At 51.6% G+C, this 15,142-nt stretch carries 15 protein-coding genes and 1 pseudogene; 3 read left to right on the top strand and 13 right to left on the bottom strand.

All coding sequences use genetic code 11. From position 1 onward, the window contains the following. Positions 1–147 (top strand): annotated as a pseudogene (locus B3759_RS01045) (RNA methyltransferase); the annotation flags it as partial. Between the two features lie 176 nt (positions 148–323). Beyond that, a complete protein-coding gene (locus B3759_RS01050; RefSeq protein WP_291362816.1) occupies positions 324–1,949 on the top strand; it encodes an NAD-dependent malic enzyme in 1,626 nt (541 codons plus the stop codon). 180 nt (positions 1,950–2,129) lie between these two features. Here B3759_RS01050 and B3759_RS01055 read toward each other — a convergent pair whose 3' ends face one another. From B3759_RS01055 to ndk, 5 genes are all read right to left on the bottom strand, one after another. Next, the gene (locus B3759_RS01055; RefSeq protein ID WP_291362818.1) at positions 2,130–3,443 is read right to left on the bottom strand and encodes a lactonase family protein; all 1,314 of its coding nucleotides are present in this window, start codon (positions 3,441–3,443) and stop codon (positions 2,130–2,132) included. A gap of 225 nt (positions 3,444–3,668) precedes the next feature. Further along, on the bottom strand, positions 3,669–4,118 hold the full coding sequence (locus B3759_RS01060; RefSeq protein WP_291362820.1) for a hypothetical protein: 450 nt from the start codon (positions 4,116–4,118) through the stop codon (positions 3,669–3,671). A gap of 248 nt (positions 4,119–4,366) precedes the next feature. After that, on the bottom strand, positions 4,367–4,663 hold the full coding sequence (locus B3759_RS01065) for a hypothetical protein (protein WP_291362822.1): 297 nt from the start codon (positions 4,661–4,663) through the stop codon (positions 4,367–4,369). A gap of 142 nt (positions 4,664–4,805) precedes the next feature. Beyond that, complete coding sequence (locus tag B3759_RS01070; protein WP_291362823.1) at positions 4,806–6,332, bottom strand: oligosaccharide flippase family protein; 1,527 nt, start codon at positions 6,330–6,332, stop codon at positions 4,806–4,808. A 252-nt stretch (positions 6,333–6,584) separates the two neighbouring features. Further along, positions 6,585–7,007, bottom strand: coding sequence for a nucleoside-diphosphate kinase (gene ndk / locus B3759_RS01075; RefSeq protein WP_010667439.1), 423 nt, complete (start codon positions 7,005–7,007; stop codon positions 6,585–6,587). 182 nt (positions 7,008–7,189) lie between these two features. Here ndk and B3759_RS01080 point away from each other — a divergent pair, with 182 nt between their 5' ends. Continuing rightward, positions 7,190–9,085, top strand: coding sequence for an ABC-F family ATP-binding cassette domain-containing protein (locus B3759_RS01080; protein ID WP_291362826.1), 1,896 nt, complete (start codon positions 7,190–7,192; stop codon positions 9,083–9,085). Positions 9,086–9,148: 63 nt separating this feature from the next. On the opposite strand, the gene B3759_RS01085 is transcribed toward B3759_RS01080, so the two are convergent. Genes B3759_RS01085 through B3759_RS01120 form a run of 8 tightly spaced genes read right to left on the bottom strand, consistent with a single transcriptional unit; the run spans position 9,149 to position 15,128 of the window. Then, positions 9,149–9,487 carry a hypothetical protein gene (locus B3759_RS01085; protein WP_291362828.1) on the bottom strand — a complete coding sequence of 113 codons (339 nt, stop codon included), beginning with the start codon at positions 9,485–9,487 and terminating at the stop codon, positions 9,149–9,151. After that, on the bottom strand, positions 9,488–10,033 hold the full coding sequence (locus B3759_RS01090) for a chemotaxis protein CheD (RefSeq protein ID WP_291362830.1): 546 nt from the start codon (positions 10,031–10,033) through the stop codon (positions 9,488–9,490). It lies immediately after the preceding gene. Between the two features lie 18 nt (positions 10,034–10,051). Beyond that, entirely contained in the window at positions 10,052–10,441 is a 390-nt protein-coding gene (locus B3759_RS01095) for a response regulator (RefSeq protein ID WP_291362832.1), read from the bottom strand. Continuing rightward, on the bottom strand, positions 10,441–11,487 hold the full coding sequence (locus B3759_RS01100) for a protein-glutamate methylesterase/protein-glutamine glutaminase (RefSeq protein WP_291362834.1): 1,047 nt from the start codon (positions 11,485–11,487) through the stop codon (positions 10,441–10,443). The genes B3759_RS01095 and B3759_RS01100 overlap by 1 nt, the downstream gene beginning before the upstream one ends. Further along, the gene (locus tag B3759_RS01105; protein ID WP_291362836.1) at positions 11,484–12,338 is read right to left on the bottom strand and encodes a CheR family methyltransferase; all 855 of its coding nucleotides are present in this window, start codon (positions 12,336–12,338) and stop codon (positions 11,484–11,486) included. Before B3759_RS01105 ends, B3759_RS01100 begins: the two co-directional genes overlap by 4 nt. Continuing rightward, complete coding sequence (locus B3759_RS01110) at positions 12,335–12,799, bottom strand: chemotaxis protein CheW (RefSeq protein WP_291362840.1); 465 nt, start codon at positions 12,797–12,799, stop codon at positions 12,335–12,337. The genes B3759_RS01105 and B3759_RS01110 overlap by 4 nt, the downstream gene beginning before the upstream one ends. Next, positions 12,799–14,739, bottom strand: a complete 1,941-nt coding sequence (locus B3759_RS01115) for a chemotaxis protein CheA (RefSeq protein ID WP_291362842.1) — start codon at positions 14,737–14,739, stop codon at positions 12,799–12,801. The genes B3759_RS01110 and B3759_RS01115 overlap by 1 nt, the downstream gene beginning before the upstream one ends. 17 nt (positions 14,740–14,756) lie before the next feature. After that, positions 14,757–15,128: a response regulator gene (locus tag B3759_RS01120; RefSeq protein ID WP_291362844.1), complete on the bottom strand. Its 372-nt coding sequence runs from the start codon at positions 15,126–15,128 to the stop codon at positions 14,757–14,759. Between the last annotated feature and the right edge of the window lie 14 nt (positions 15,129–15,142).

Raw genomic sequence — 15,142 nt, forward strand, 5'->3', positions numbered from 1 at the left:
CTCCGCAACGAGCAGAAACGCCCGGGCATGGTCCGCAACCTGCGGCATTTCTTCACGCGTGGCGAAGTGACCGAGCAGGAATTGAGAACACTGCACGGCGTGGTCACGGAACTGGTTAACCGACGCCGGGTGCGGGCAGAAAAATAGGGGCGATGTACAGAATACTGGACGTCGCATTACTCCGAGTGATCTGCATTGTGAGAAAAAGCTGAACAGGACTCTACGAATCCGGACAAAATAAGGATTTGGACAACACCAAAAAAATCCAGCATTGTGGACAGAAGCGATCCGGGACAATGACTGGAACAGAAAGGTGTTGATTCATGACATCGCAGAAATCCTCGCTCCGTGGCATGGCGCTGCTCAATGATGGCGACGTCAACCACGGCACGGGCTTTACGCTGGAAGAACGCAAGGCGCTCGGTCTTGAAGGACTGATCCCGCCTCACGTTGAAACGCTCGACCGGCAGATGGAGCGCTCGCTCCATCATATCGAACTCAAGCCGGATGATCTTGAGCGTTATATCTATCTGAACTCGCTGGTCGATCGGAACGAGACCCTTTTCTACAAGGTGCTACGGTCTGATCCGGCCCGTTTCGTGCCGATCATCTACGCCCCCACCCTCGCCCGGGCCTGCAAGCTGTTCAGCCATATCTACCGTCGGCCCCGTGGCATGTACATCACGCTCGATATGAAAGGTCGCATTGCGGAGGTGCTCCGCAACTGGCCGGAAAGCGATGTCAGAACCATCTGTGTGACGACCGGCGGACGTATCCTCGGGCTTGGTGATATCGGCGTGAACGGCATGGGGATCCCCATCGGGAAGCTGCAACTCTATACCGTCTGCGGCTCGGTGCCGCCGCGCTCCCTGCTCCCCATCCAGCTTGATATCGGAACAACCAATGCGGCCCTGAGAGCAGATCCGCTCTATCTGGGCGCACGCCGCGAGCCACCGCCGCTTGAAGAACTCGACGAATTTGTTGAGGAGTTTGTGCAGGCCGTTCAGGATGTTTTTCCCGGCTGCTGCCTGCACTTCGAGGACTGGAAAGGCACAGACGCTCTACGGTATCTCGCGAAATATCGTGACAGGGTCCTGTGTTATAACGATGACATTCAGGGCACCGCCGCCGTTACGCTCGCCGGTCTGGTAACGGCTCTTCGCGTCAAGAAGGAGAAACTCTCCGAGCAGCGCTATCTTTTTCTCGGCGCGGGGTCATCCGGTCTGGGCACGGCCGATATGCTGGTTTCAGCCATGAAGCTGGAAGGTCTCACCGAAGAGCAGGCGTGTGAACGTATCACGCTGATGGATGTGGACGGCCTTCTGGAAACATCCCGGACAGACCTACTGCCCGAGCAGCAGCGCTTTGCAAAGGATGCTGCTCCAACACAGGATCTTCTCGCCACAATCAAGAACACCCGACCGACGGTTCTGATCGGGGTTTCAACTTGTGGAGGCGCTTTCAATCAGGCTGTCATCAAGGAGATGGCGACACTGAATGAGCGACCCATCATATTCTCCCTGTCACTGCCGGAAACAAACGCGGAATGCACGGCGGAGCAGGCCTACACTTGGTCGGAAGGGCGTGCGCTTTTCGCTGGTGGGATCCAGTTCCCCAACGTCGAGTTGGACGGCAAGGTTTTCTACCCGGGACAGGCGAACAACTTCTATATTTTCCCCGGTCTTGGTCTTGCAGTGTACGCAACACATCCTGAGATCATCACCGATGAACTGATTATTGAAGCAGCCAAGTTCCTGACGGATCAGGTCGATGAAGTCGCGCTGGAGCGTGGACGACTGTTTCCCCCTCAGACCGATATCATCGATGTTTCCATGACATCTGCCGTGCGTCTTGCAGAGTTCATTTTCGACAAGGGAATGGCGCGCGTGGACAGACCGGATGACATAAGAGCGTGGATCGAAAAGCTGGCTTACGACCCGCATTACTGAGAGGATACAACAGTCTTTTGATTTTTTCAGGTTTGCTGCATTCTCTAAAGCTTTTTTCAAAAAGCTTCACCAAAAACTTCCCTGTTTTATAGGGAGTTTACGAGCAGAGCTCTGCTTTCTATACAAAAATCCCCACACCGGAAACTTCGGTGTGGGGATTTTTACTGACTATTTCCTGAATCAGCCCTCGTCCAGAGTAAGGAAGGCAAAAGCGCTCGGCGTGCCTGTCGGCGTAAAGTTCCAGGTAAAATCCAGAGCGCCAGTATCGGGATTCACACGCCATGACGTTATGGAATCACTGCGCTGATTGGCGACAAACATGAACTTGCCGGATGGATCGAACGCAAAGGCCCGGCCATAATTGGCGCGTTCCCATACTTCATCAAAGAGTTCAATAGACCCGTCATCCTTGACCCGGAAACAGGCAATGGAATCACCCAGACGATTGGTGACATACAGAAACTTGCCGCTCGGATGCAGGCCGATTTCGGCGGCGAGTGTGCTGCCACGGAATTTGGCCGTCACGGTCGACGCCGTCTGACGCACGGACATCGCTCCCGTTTCCTGATCATAATCAGCGACGACAATACGGGAGTCCTGCTCTCCCAGAATGTAGATCACCTTGCCGTTCGGGCTGAAACAGAAATGACGCGGCGCAGAGCCGGGCTCCATTGTCAGCCAGGGTGTCGCCGCCGGTGTCAGAACACCCTTATCCAGATCCAGCTTCCAGACATAGACGCGATCCAGTCCGGCATCACACCCGATGATGAAACGGCCAGCTACGTCAGACTGAATCATGTGCATATGGGCCGCAGAATGATCGCTGACTGCATAGTTGCCGGGAGGATTGTCTTTTGCCCGTTCCGGCATCTTTGGGCCGGTATTGTGCACGAGGTCAGACAGTTCTCCGAGACTTCCATCAGACTGGATACGGATGACAGCAGCGCTTCCACCAGTATAATTGGCGACCAGAATATAACGACCGGATGGATGCACGCTGAGAAAAGCCGGGTCCGCTCCGCCCGTCGCGACAGTGTTCAGCTTTGTGATGACACCTGTACGCTGATCGATCGAATAGGCCGTCGCCGATCCGCTTTTCTGTCCTTCGAAATCACTGATTTCGTTGACGACATAGAGAAACCGATGATCCGCCGCCAGCGCAAGGAAAGAAGGATTGTCTGCCGGAGTAATCTGGCCAAGCTGGGTCAGCACACCGGTTTCCGCATTCATTTCAAACAGCGTGATGCCCTTGGCATTCGCATCAGCCGGGCCGGATCTGGTGTATCCACCGACATAACACAATGTCCGCGCGTTACCTCTGTTTTTTCGTGCCGCCGCTTCAGGCGATGCTTTCGGCAACGCAGCTTTGGGAATGGGTTCAGGCGGCGGTGTCTTTGGGGTTTCTCCGAGAGCGACCTTCACAAGACCGGTCAACCCGGTCCCCAGAATGGACAATCCGAACAGACGACGTCCAATATCTGTTTTACTATTCATGATCGTTCCACATGCTTATAGCCAAAATTCAACTGCTGCGCGCTTCAGGTCAGTATGTCTTTGTTTATGTTACTATTGTGACAACATCCAGACATCCTGCCAGTTCCTCCGGTGAACCCGGACATTTGCCTGTTCAGATCTTTCGAACGCTTTTGCAGAGGACGGCAAGCATCGTTCAGGGAACGCTACATTTATGCCAGATGCCAACACACTGAACTGATCGCCCTATCTGAGCGTGTGCGTCAAAATTCTGGATAAAGGAGTATGCGACAGCACGACAATGATCAGTCCACCGACAATGGCGACGCGTCCACCAATAAACGCCATGACATCACGCAGATCATGCTGCGTCGCCATTTCCATGAACGGATCTGGCTCAAAATCATCACTCTCAATCCTCGCCTGCGCCCGTGCGGCACGACGAGATGCTTCCTCAATCGGAAGCTCCGCCTTGAGAAACAATTCGCTTCTGTAAAGATCAAGCGCATCCACCCGATAGCACCCGGGAGACAGTGCAACCGGTCCGCAGCGCGCAATATCCAGTAGCCTTAAACGGAGCGGCGCAATCCCAAGATAACGAGCGGCCTCTTCCCGGTTCAGCAAGGATTTGCCGGGGAACGTGTAGACTGTTGGGCCTTGTTCGGACGGCCCGGCTGGAGAGGAGGCGTCAACCATCCTGCAAGCCTCTGCGAAACCGGACGCCCCTGTCAACGTCGTATCCGGAGGGACAGCCATGTCACGACAGTGATCATTTCGCCGGACAACAGTAGCAAATCGAAAAATGATAACGCAGACATGCTCCACTGGAGAGAGAAACGCTTTCAGACGTCCCTTACCCAACGGAGCATGGGCGATACATCAAGATCGGAACGGAGACGTACTAGCGGTCATCAGTATCGTCACCAGTTCCAGATACTGATGGATCAGACTGCGGTTGTAACCGTCACTTTTGTGTTGGCTGCAATGGAGCTCAGATCGCCAAGACCCTTGTCCACAGCGGACAGCAGGCCGGAAGCGTCCTTGAAGATGGTGTTTGCGGCGCCGGCAAGGCCAGTGTTACCGGAAAGCGCCGTCTGGACTTTTGCGCCCGTGTTGGCAACGTCAGTCTCGGCGCGCTGTACTGCGCTCTGTGCGTCTGCGAAAATGTCGGAGAGGCAGCTCAGCAAGAAGCCCCGGCCACCAGCTACACTATTCAGTTCATCAACGGAAAGATTACGCATATCGGTTTTCCTTTAAGCAATAAATGACCGCTATTCATGCTTACCACAGTCAGGGTAACAGGCAACCGCATAGCTCTAATTACCCGACAACAATCCATCTAATCCGTCTTTTTCTCATAATACACACAAAGACGTATAATAATTATATATTTATACCTATCCGCTTCCTGATTTTTCCTGCAAATGACAGAAAGGCTTCACGTTCACCGTGGTTCAGACAGACAAACCACAGCACGGCGTAGAAAATCAGCAAAGACAGGAACATCTCTCCTGCGGCCATAGCCGAAGAGACCCCGACCATGGCGGCCACCAACAAGACTGCGCCAGACACCGTCGCAGGCAGAACGCGCAGGATTGCAGGCTTCAGAGGCGCGTAAAACCGAAGGCTCACCAAAGAGCGGACACCGTAATCGGCGCAGATCCTGATCGCCCACGCGCAGGCTGCTCCCGGCACACCGAAATAAATCAATGAGAGATACAGAACCGGCAGATAGAAAATGATTTCGCCGATGGAAAAACGGGCGTTCACATCCGGCCGGCCAATAGCATCCAGCAGTCCAGATGCAATGGAATCAACGCCGCTCAGAAAGACTCCCACGCACAGGAATCTCATGATCATCGCGCTGTGATCTGCGAATGAAGCATCAATCCACAGCGACAGAAAGGTATGGCTGAACAGGGCCGTGATCAGGCAGGGTGGAAACAGCAACGCACTGACCGCCAGCACACTCGTGCAATAGATCTCCGATGCGCGCTCCGGTTCACGCCGCCACGACGAGGCCAAAGCGGGAAAGGACGAGGCGCTGACGGACGAACTCAGCATATTGAAACGTGTCACCACATCGGCAGGCGTGGTGTAAAAACTGGTCGCTGCAGCCGAGACGACACTGGCGATCATGAAGCGATCGACATAGTTCAGGATCGGAAAGGCAAGATTGGAAACCGTCATCCATCCGCCGATCCGCAGCAGCGGTTTCAGCAGATAACCGCGGAAACGGGCATGTTTTAATGCCGGAACCAGATGCAGCAGGGATCGTGCATAGGCGAAGGTAAGCCACAGTCTACAGGCGAAGATCGCCAGCATGACACCGATCAGGCTGTCCCAAACATACAGCACAAGTACAGGCGCGACATAATAGGCGACTGAAACCGGAATGGTAATCAGATTGACGGTTCGGAATGAATTGTAGCCGGTAAAAACGCCCCAGAATGCGGCATTGATCATCAGCAAAGGACCGGTGGCGCAGAATATCCACAATGACCAGAGCACTTCGGAATGCAATTCCGGCGCGATCTTCAATCCGTGATCAACCCACAGCCCCACCAGTCCGGCAGCGACAAGACCACCCAGGCCACCCATGAGGCCCATCATGGCGCTGCCTGTGAAGATCAGGTCCGCCGTCTCAGGCGTGGTTTTCCCTTCAGGACGATCGGCAATCGCACGGGTCAGCGCACGGCCCAGACCCAGATCGAAAATCCCGAGCGTACTGATTAGACTCAGGGCAATGGTGAAAATGCCCCAGCGCGACAGACCAAGCAGGTGGATCAGTCGCGGGGTCACAAGAATAGCGACAAAAACCGGCGCAATACGGCCGATAATGTTCCAACCGGTGCTGGTCAGGATATGGCGTGAACGGGGAGATGAGCCCGTCTTATCAGAGGAGGACATCGACGGTCGCCGCCCTGCAACTTATCCGCTCCGAACTGGGGAGCAGGAACACATCAACTCCCTTACGTGGAAGTTGACTGCCATTTTCCGGATACCGCTGCGACCTTGTCCAGCCACTCGCAATACCGCCGGAAAAACTTAGCCGACAGGGCCGTCTGCTTGCCGGCACATGACATGCGCCAAGCCCATCGTACGCATCTTATCGCAAGGAAAAGATGCGAAACGTCAGGCCTGGCTTTCAGTCAGCGTAACTTACGGCAGGATTTCCGTTTCAGCGAAGAAGAAGCGGATTTCGTTCGCTGCATTCTCTGCGCTGTCAGAACCGTGCACGGAGTTGGCTTCGATGCTCTCGGCGAACTGTGCGCGGATGGTCTGCGGCTCGGCCTTCTTCGGGTCGGTAGCGCCCATGACTTCGCGGTTCTTCGCAACAGCGTTCTCGCCTTCGAGAACCTGCAGAACGACCGGGCCGGAGATCATGAAGGACACCAGTTCGCCATAGAACGGACGCTCTTTATGCACGGCGTAGAATGCGCCTGCCTGAGCTTCGCTCAGCTGAACGCGCTTCTGGGCAACGATGCGCAGACCGTTGTCCTCGAACACGGCGTTGATCTTGCCGGTGAGGTTACGACGGGTTGCATCAGGCTTGATGATGGAAAGGGTGCGTTCTACGGCCATGTGTGGCTCCCGATAGTCTGTGTGTCCCGCCCGGAGACGGAACCGGTTCGCGGACCATCCCGCGGATGCATGCCCTCTAGAGCATTCTCGGCGTCTCGGGTAGGGCTTTGCTGCATTGGATGCTATGGCGAGACAAACTTTTAACACATTGCCCACCTGCCCATCCTGAATATGAGAGTCCCGTGAGCCTCCTTGTCATCCATGATCTGACACTCCGCATTGCCGGCCGCACCCTGCTGGATCAGGCGAATCTGTCCATCGAACCGGGACGCAAGGTGGGCCTGATCGGCCGCAACGGCGCGGGAAAATCCACTCTCCTTGCCGCCATCGCAGGCGATATCCAGCCCGATGGCGGCTCGATCCGCCTTTCCTCCCGCGCCCGCATGGGGCGGGTAAAACAGGAAGCGCCTTCCGGCCCGGCCTCTCTGGTGGACACGGTACTGGCGGGTGACACGGAACGCGCGGCGCTACTTGCGGAAGCGGAAACCACGACCGACCCGCAACGTATTGCCGAAGTCCACGAACGGCTGATCGCCATCAACGCCGACAGCGCCCCTGCCCGCGCCGCAAGCATCCTCTCCGGTCTCGGCTTCAATGCCGAAGCACAAGCACGCCCGGTTTCCGACTTCTCGGGTGGGTGGCGGATGCGCGTGTCGCTCGCAACCGCGCTGTTCCTTGAACCCGATCTGCTGCTTCTCGACGAACCAACCAACCATCTCGATCTCGAAGCGACTCTCTGGCTTGAAGGCTGGCTCACGCGCTTCGGTGGTGCGGCTCTGATCGTCAGTCATGATCGTGGTCTGCTCGACGCCTGCGTGGATGCGATTGCGCATCTCGATCGCGGCAAGCTGTCGCTGACGCCGGGTGGCTATGAGGAATTTGTCCGCATCCGCACCGAACAGGCACTCCAGCAGGCACGCGCTGCTGAAAAGGTAGCCGCCCGTCGGGCGCACATGCAGTCCTTTGTAGACCGATTCCGCGCCAAGGCGACCAAAGCGAAACAGGCTCAGGCCCGCATCAAGGCGCTCGAAAAGCTGCCCGTGATCGACAGCGTGGTGGAAGACACGCCAACACGCTTCGAATTTCCGGAGCCGGAGCCCCTGCCCCCGCCGATGCTGACCATGGACCGCGTGACGATTGGTTATGACGGCAAGGCGATCCTTTCCAACCTATCGCTCCGGTTGGACATGGAAGACCGCATTGCCCTGCTTGGCGCAAACGGCAACGGCAAATCGACGTTCGCCAAGCTGGTCGCCGGACGACTTGAGCCAATGTCCGGCACCGTCAATCATAGTCCTCGTCTGAAAGTCGGTTATTTCGCCCAGCATCAGGCGGAAGAACTGGTCATGAGTGATACGCCCATCGACCACATGGCGCGGGCCCTACCGAAAGCCCTTCCGACCGAAGTGCGCTCGCAACTGGCACGGTTTGGACTTGATGCAGGCAAGGCCGAAACGAAGGTGTCCGAGCTTTCCGGTGGTGAAAAAGCCCGTCTATTATTGGCTCTCGCTACCCGTGACGCTCCCCAGTTGCTCATCCTTGATGAGCCGACCAACCATCTCGATCTCGACGCCAAGGATGCTCTCGTACGGGCCCTGTCCGAATTTGAGGGGGCAGTCCTGCTGATCAGTCATGATCCGCATCTGATGGAAATGATCGCTGACCGTCTGTGGCTGGTCGGCGATGGAAAGGTCACACCGTTTGAGGGTGACATGGCCGAATATCGCGCATGGCTATTGGAGCAGTCCCGTGCCGCTGCACGGAGTGCGTCTGGCCGGGAAGCAGACACATCGTCAGGCAAGAAGGAAGAACGTCGAGAACGTGCTGAGGCACGCAAGGCGCTTGCCCCTTTACGCAAGAAGGTGAAAGAGGCTGAGGCCAAGGTCGCAAAGCTGGCGGCGGAACGGGCCAAGATCGAAGCCCGACTAGCTGATCCCGCTCTGTATGAGGCATCAGCTGGCGATGACGTCACCAAGCTGACCATGAAACTGGCGACGATCAAGAAAGACGAGGAAAAAGCGGAAGAGGAATGGTTCACTGTTCAGGGTAAACTGGAAGAGGCTTCTGCAGAGGACTGACCATTCTTTTGCTCAGCTATCTTCGCTCTCAAGAAACCACTTACGGCTGTCTGGAGCCTGCCTTTAAAACAGCTCGACTTCAGAAGATTCTGGCTGTTGTAGCAGGGTTTCTCCAGACAGAATGGTGGAAACTGCATCCAGTTTCAGAGATCGAAGAATTGCTGCCGGGTCTTTAAGATGACCGGCGGCCACGACATTTTCATCATGAGATGATCGTGTCAAAAGATCCGCCAACTCGGATGACAACTGCGTAGCCAGATCAAGATTTTGCAGTTCAGAACACACCTCCGCCTCAAGGTGTGTCAATTTACTCTGCAATGCGGCAAGAAGATGCTCAATGTATCCGGAAATCTTTCCGGCACGGATAAGAAAATCTGCAATAGTCAGGGAAGAATCATTCATTCAGAAAAACTCCACTTCCTGAGCAGCAGAATCATGACGGCGCAATATATCTTTTCGTGCAGTTTCTACTTCACGATTGACGATATTATCATCACGAATCATCAGTTGCTGCGCTCTGCCTGTCGCAGGCCAGAAACGAATTCTTCGTCCTCTATCACCTCCAAGACTGGAACCGACACAGGAAATACCCTCACTATTCAGAAAATCAGTTGCAAATGCAGCATTGCGGGTACCAATATCACCCAGGTTGGCACGAATATTGGCACCGCCGAATAATTTACAACATAAGTTACTTTTACGCGCGCCCTGCTTTATAAGCCCGTTGATCAGACACTCCATGGCATGAAAGCCATACGACAATCTGCTGGTGGCAGAAATTTCATTTCCATCCGGCAAAAGGAAATGGTTCATGCCACCAATTTTCGCCGTGCTATCAAACATGCATGCAGCGATACACGAACCGACAAGTGTCGTCATGACCATCTTGGGATCGTAGGATATGTACATCTCACCCTGCGTCACCAGAATCGTGTCTGCATCAAGCATAGAAAGTTTTTTCGGTTCTCATACAATAGTACCAAAAACAGCTTCCATAACCGCTTTCAACTTACCAACCGTATAGGGTTTCGCCAGAAAATTATTGACTCCGGCTTTTACTGCTTCCTGAACGAGTTCCTTGCTGGCCTCACCAGTCAGGATGATAAATGCGGTTTTCGCCATTCGTGGGTTAGCTCTTACCGCTTTCAATAATTCCAGACCGTTCATTTCCGGCATATTAAAATCAGAAATGATAAGATTTACGGAATTTTGCGAAAGATATTCCAGCGCATCTTTTCCATTCTTTCTTTCCGAAACATTAATTATCCCAAGTTGAGCCAGACTGTTACGCAAAATAGCACGAATGGATGTCTGATCATCGACAATCACAACATGAATTGAAGCAGCATCAGGCATCAGACAAAACCTCCGTTTTTAGATTTACAATATGAAACCAGCATCTCTGCGATGGAATTAAGAGGAACCATACGTTCAACAGCCCCGACCTCCATCGCGGCTTTCGGCATTCCATAGACAACACAAGATGCGGCGCTCTGCCCCAGAGTATAGGCACCAGCATTTCTCATTTCCAACAGACCTTCTGCACCATCCCGTCCCATTCCGGTCAGAATAACGCCAACGGAAGATGCGCCGGAACAATGAGCTACAGATCTAAAAAGTTCATCAACAGAAGGACGATGTCCTGAAACAGGCTCACCGCCATCCAGACTGGAGAACAGTCTTCCTCCTATTTTTTTCAGATGCAGATGCCGGGTTCCGCCGGGGGCAATGTAAGCATGCCCATTTTCCAGCGGGACACCATCTTCCGCTTCCTGCACCTGAACATCGCACATCTGATTCAGACGGGTAGCCAAACTTGCCGTAAAAAGTGGTGGCATATGTTGTGTTATCATAATTGGTGGCAACACAGATGGTAAACGTGGAAGGATAGCTCCCAGTGCTTCCACACCTCCTGTTGATGCACCAAAAGCGATCACCTCTGGTGATATGACCTTCCGTTGAACAGTTTTATTAGAAGAACTGTTGATTACTGAATTTCGTCCGGAAATAGAACCTGCGGCAGCCTTCACCAATGGAACAAGACCGGCATACGCCTCTATACCGGAAAAAGCTGCTGGCTTGGGAAAACAGTCAAATGCTCCAAGCTGCAATGCTTCTATGGAAGTCTCCGCTCCGCGTGCAGTAAGACTTGAGACCATCACAACAGGAATGGGACGCATCCGCATGATTTTCTCAAGAAACTGTAACCCATTCATATTGGGCATTTCAATATCAAGCGTTATTACATCAGGCTGATCCTTTATAATAAGGTCTCTTGCTTCCAGCGGATCAGCAGCCATACCTATAATTTCAATATCGGGATCACGACGCAAGGCAGTAGCAATAAAAGCACGGCCCGTTTTGGAATCATCGACAATAATAACACGTATTTTTCTACTCATATATCTTTCCTATACGTCGTCGGACACCCGCATGGGGTTATATCCGGAACAATTTCTGGAGCTATTTTTTCTGAATGCCCTATATACAAATAGCCTCCAGGAAGAAGCGTATCGGAAAGCCGACGCCACAACATATTCTGTGTGTCACGATCAAAATAGATTGCAACATTACGACAAAAAATAGAGATAAACTGGCACTGCATCGGCCATGGCTTCAAAAGGTTCAAATTTTTGAAGCTGATAAGTTCCTTCAAATCATCCGAAAAATGAATTTCGTTTCCTGTTTTTCTTGACCACTTCTTCAAGAAATTATCGGGAATGGTTTCAGTTTCCTTAAGAGAATAAACACCACGACGACAAAAATCTATCATTTCAAAACTAATGTCTGTTGCCAATATCTTAATATTGTAATTATTTGCCTTAGGAAAAGAGTCAAGAATAGTCATGGCAATAGAAAAAGGTTCCTGACCCGATGAACAGGCAGACGACCAGATTCTTACTTTTTCTCCGCGTTCCGCGCGATTTATGATTTCCGGCATCACAATCTGTGAGAAGTGCTCAAAATGATGCTTTTCACGAAAAAAATTCGTAACATTTGTAGTTAAAGCATCAATCATACATAACTGTTCTTCGATGCCATATGGAGAATTTACAAACAGGACATAGGAACGAAAATCAGGGAACGAACAAAGTCGCACTCGCCTTGACAATCTTGAATAAACCAACGGCTTTTTGGAATCACTTAAAGAGATACCACTCTTTTCTTTAAGTATATTTCTTATGTTATTGAAATCTGATTCGTCATAAGGAATATCTCCACCAGACAGATTATGCTCGGCAAGAGTGATCATGGAACATGTTCCAACGCCTGCTCAGCCACGACAGACAGCTGTAGAAAACCAATCAGTCGCCCATCAAAAGCAATCAACCCACCAACGAGTGGATCGACATCCTCTGTGTTAGAAACAGGAACATCCTGAATCATTTCTGGAGTAATATCCAGAATATCAGAAACCTTTGACACCAGAAGTCCTGCTGTCTTGCCATCAACGTCGATAACCATGACCACATTGCGGTCTGATGACTTACCATGTGAAACATGCAAAAGTTCACACATATCAATAACGGGCACAATAATACCGCGCAGATTGATTACACCTTTAATGCAGCGTGGGGTGCCAGGGAGAGGTGTTGCGTCTGTCCATCCCCTGATTTCTCTTACGCGCAAAATATCAACGCAGTACTCCTGTTCCCCCACATTGAAAGATATGACCTTTCCAGAACCAACAGGTGACATGTTATTGTCTTGCATCAGACCTTACCTACACATTCAAGAGAGAATTCATTCGCATTTTTAGATGTCCACATATCCAGCATTCTGCCTTCAGCAGAAACAGCGACTTCTGGCACATCCAATATTAGCGCCACACGGCCGCTACCAAGTATTGTTGCAGCTGATACATATCTGACTGAACGGTAATTTTTTTCTATACTTTTTATAACAACCTGCATTTGACCTTCAATACGATCAACTGCAAGGGCGGTCATTTTTCCTGCATCATCTTCCACAATAAGAACAACAGGCTGATTTGTTTTTTCTTTTCTATTTTCTATTCCGAGGGATTTTGTAACATCTACAATAGGTATAAATTGACCTCTTACACAAATTACAGTGGAGTTATTTCCAGACACAAATATATTTTCTTTGCTTATCTGCATTGTTTCAACAATGCAGGAGACCGGCAAGATCAAGAGCTGCTCTGCCACTGTAACCAGCATGCCGTCCATCACAGCTAGCGTCAGAGGAAGGCTCAATGAAAACGAAGAACCTTTTCCAGTCTCGGAAGTAATGGATATTCTTCCACCCAGATCCTGAATTGCCTGTTTGACAACATCCATTCCCACACCACGACCAGAAAGATCCGTAACTGTCGTCGCGGTCGAAAATCCGGGAGCAAAAATAAGATTATCGATCTCAGAATCACTCAGTTGTGCGTCAGCAGAAATAATACCTTTCTCTACTGCAATATCATGAACACGAACACGGTTGATTCCGGCCCCATCATCACTAAGTGTAATAACAACACGACCAGATTTATGTGCAGCCGATAATCTGATAGTACCTGTAGCGGGTTTCCCTGCTTCCAGACGGACCTGTTCTTTTTCCACGCCATGATCAACAGCATTGCGCAACATGTGTGTCAGAGGATCAGTCAACTTTTCAATCAGAGTCCGATCAACTTCTGTATCTTCCCCGTCCATTTCAAGATGGACTTTTTTGCCTGCAAGGTTTGCTGCCTCACGAACAACTCTCTGCATACGCTGGAAGACCGCACGCATGGGTTGCGCACGAACAGCCATGATTGCATCCTGCAAATCGCGTGTCAGCTGTTCTGTGCCGCTCATGGCGTTTGACAGATCATCTCTACCCACATCACCACGTGGATCTTTCTTTTCCGAAGAAGAAAAAACCTCACGTAACGCTGCCTGCCCGATGACCAACTCACCCACCAGATCCATCAGGCGATCAATGCGGCTGACATCAACCCGAATACTCTGCGTATTGCTGGCTGAAGCAACAGGACGGCTCGGTTGTATATTTTTTTTATTCTCAGACGGACTAGGTAAATTACTCTCTATCTCCTCCGGTTTTTCAATTTTTTTTTCTTCATCCTTTGCTACACATTGATTGGGTTCAAGATCAAAAATTTCAAACCCATCTGTGGAATCTACTGGTGTATCGACGTGATTCTGGTCTGAATCTGCTTCATTCAATACTTCAATAGCCACTGGAACGGGAACAAATCCCTCAGGGAGCCCCCAATCCTCCTCCTCTTCCGTTTCCTTTAAGACTTCCGGCTCCGGCTTTTCCTGAAACAACCTTTCAAGCGCCTCAAAACTTTCCTGTTGGCGTTTCACGTCTACAGCTTCTCCGCCCTGCTCAAACGCAGTCAGGTCACTGAGAATGTCTGTAGCCCGAAGAAAAATCTGAAGGACTTCTGGGGTCGGTTCGATCTTGTGAGACCGCAAAAGGTCCAGTGCCGTTTCAAATACATGAGCAAATCTGACAAGTTCGGTCATACCGAACGAACCAGCGCCTCCCTTGATCGAATGAACAGCACGGAAGGCACAGTTGACCGTTTCCTGATCAGCCTCGCCTGATTCAAGAAGCGCTAGAGCCCGCTCAAGTTCTACAAGCTGTTCCGAGCATTCTTCGAAAAATATTGGTTTGATGGCATCAAGTTCGTCCATGATCCGCCTCCACTTATTCAGGCCGTAACGCGCTCAATGGCCTTCAAAAGAATTGCAGGAGCGAATGGCTTCACGATCCATCCTGTCGCACCAGCCTTTTTTGCCCGTTCTTTTTTGGCGGGATCAGTTTCTGTCGTCAGCACGAGAATTGGAGTTTTTGCCACAACCTCCAGAGAGCGAACTCCAGAAATAAAACCATATCCATCCAGATTAGGCATATTAATATCAGAAATAATCGCAGATGGCGGAGTTGGAAGACGATTCAATGTCTCCAGCCCATCCTTCCCGTCGACAGCCTCCACCACATGGTAGCCAGCTCCCTCAAGAGTTCGACGTAACATATCGCGCATTGTCCGGGAGTCATCGACAATCATGATGGTAGCAGGCATTAGATGATCCTTGT

Source organism: Acetobacter sp. UBA5411 (genome assembly GCF_002409645.1).
Lineage (GTDB): Bacteria > Pseudomonadota > Alphaproteobacteria > Acetobacterales > Acetobacteraceae > Acetobacter.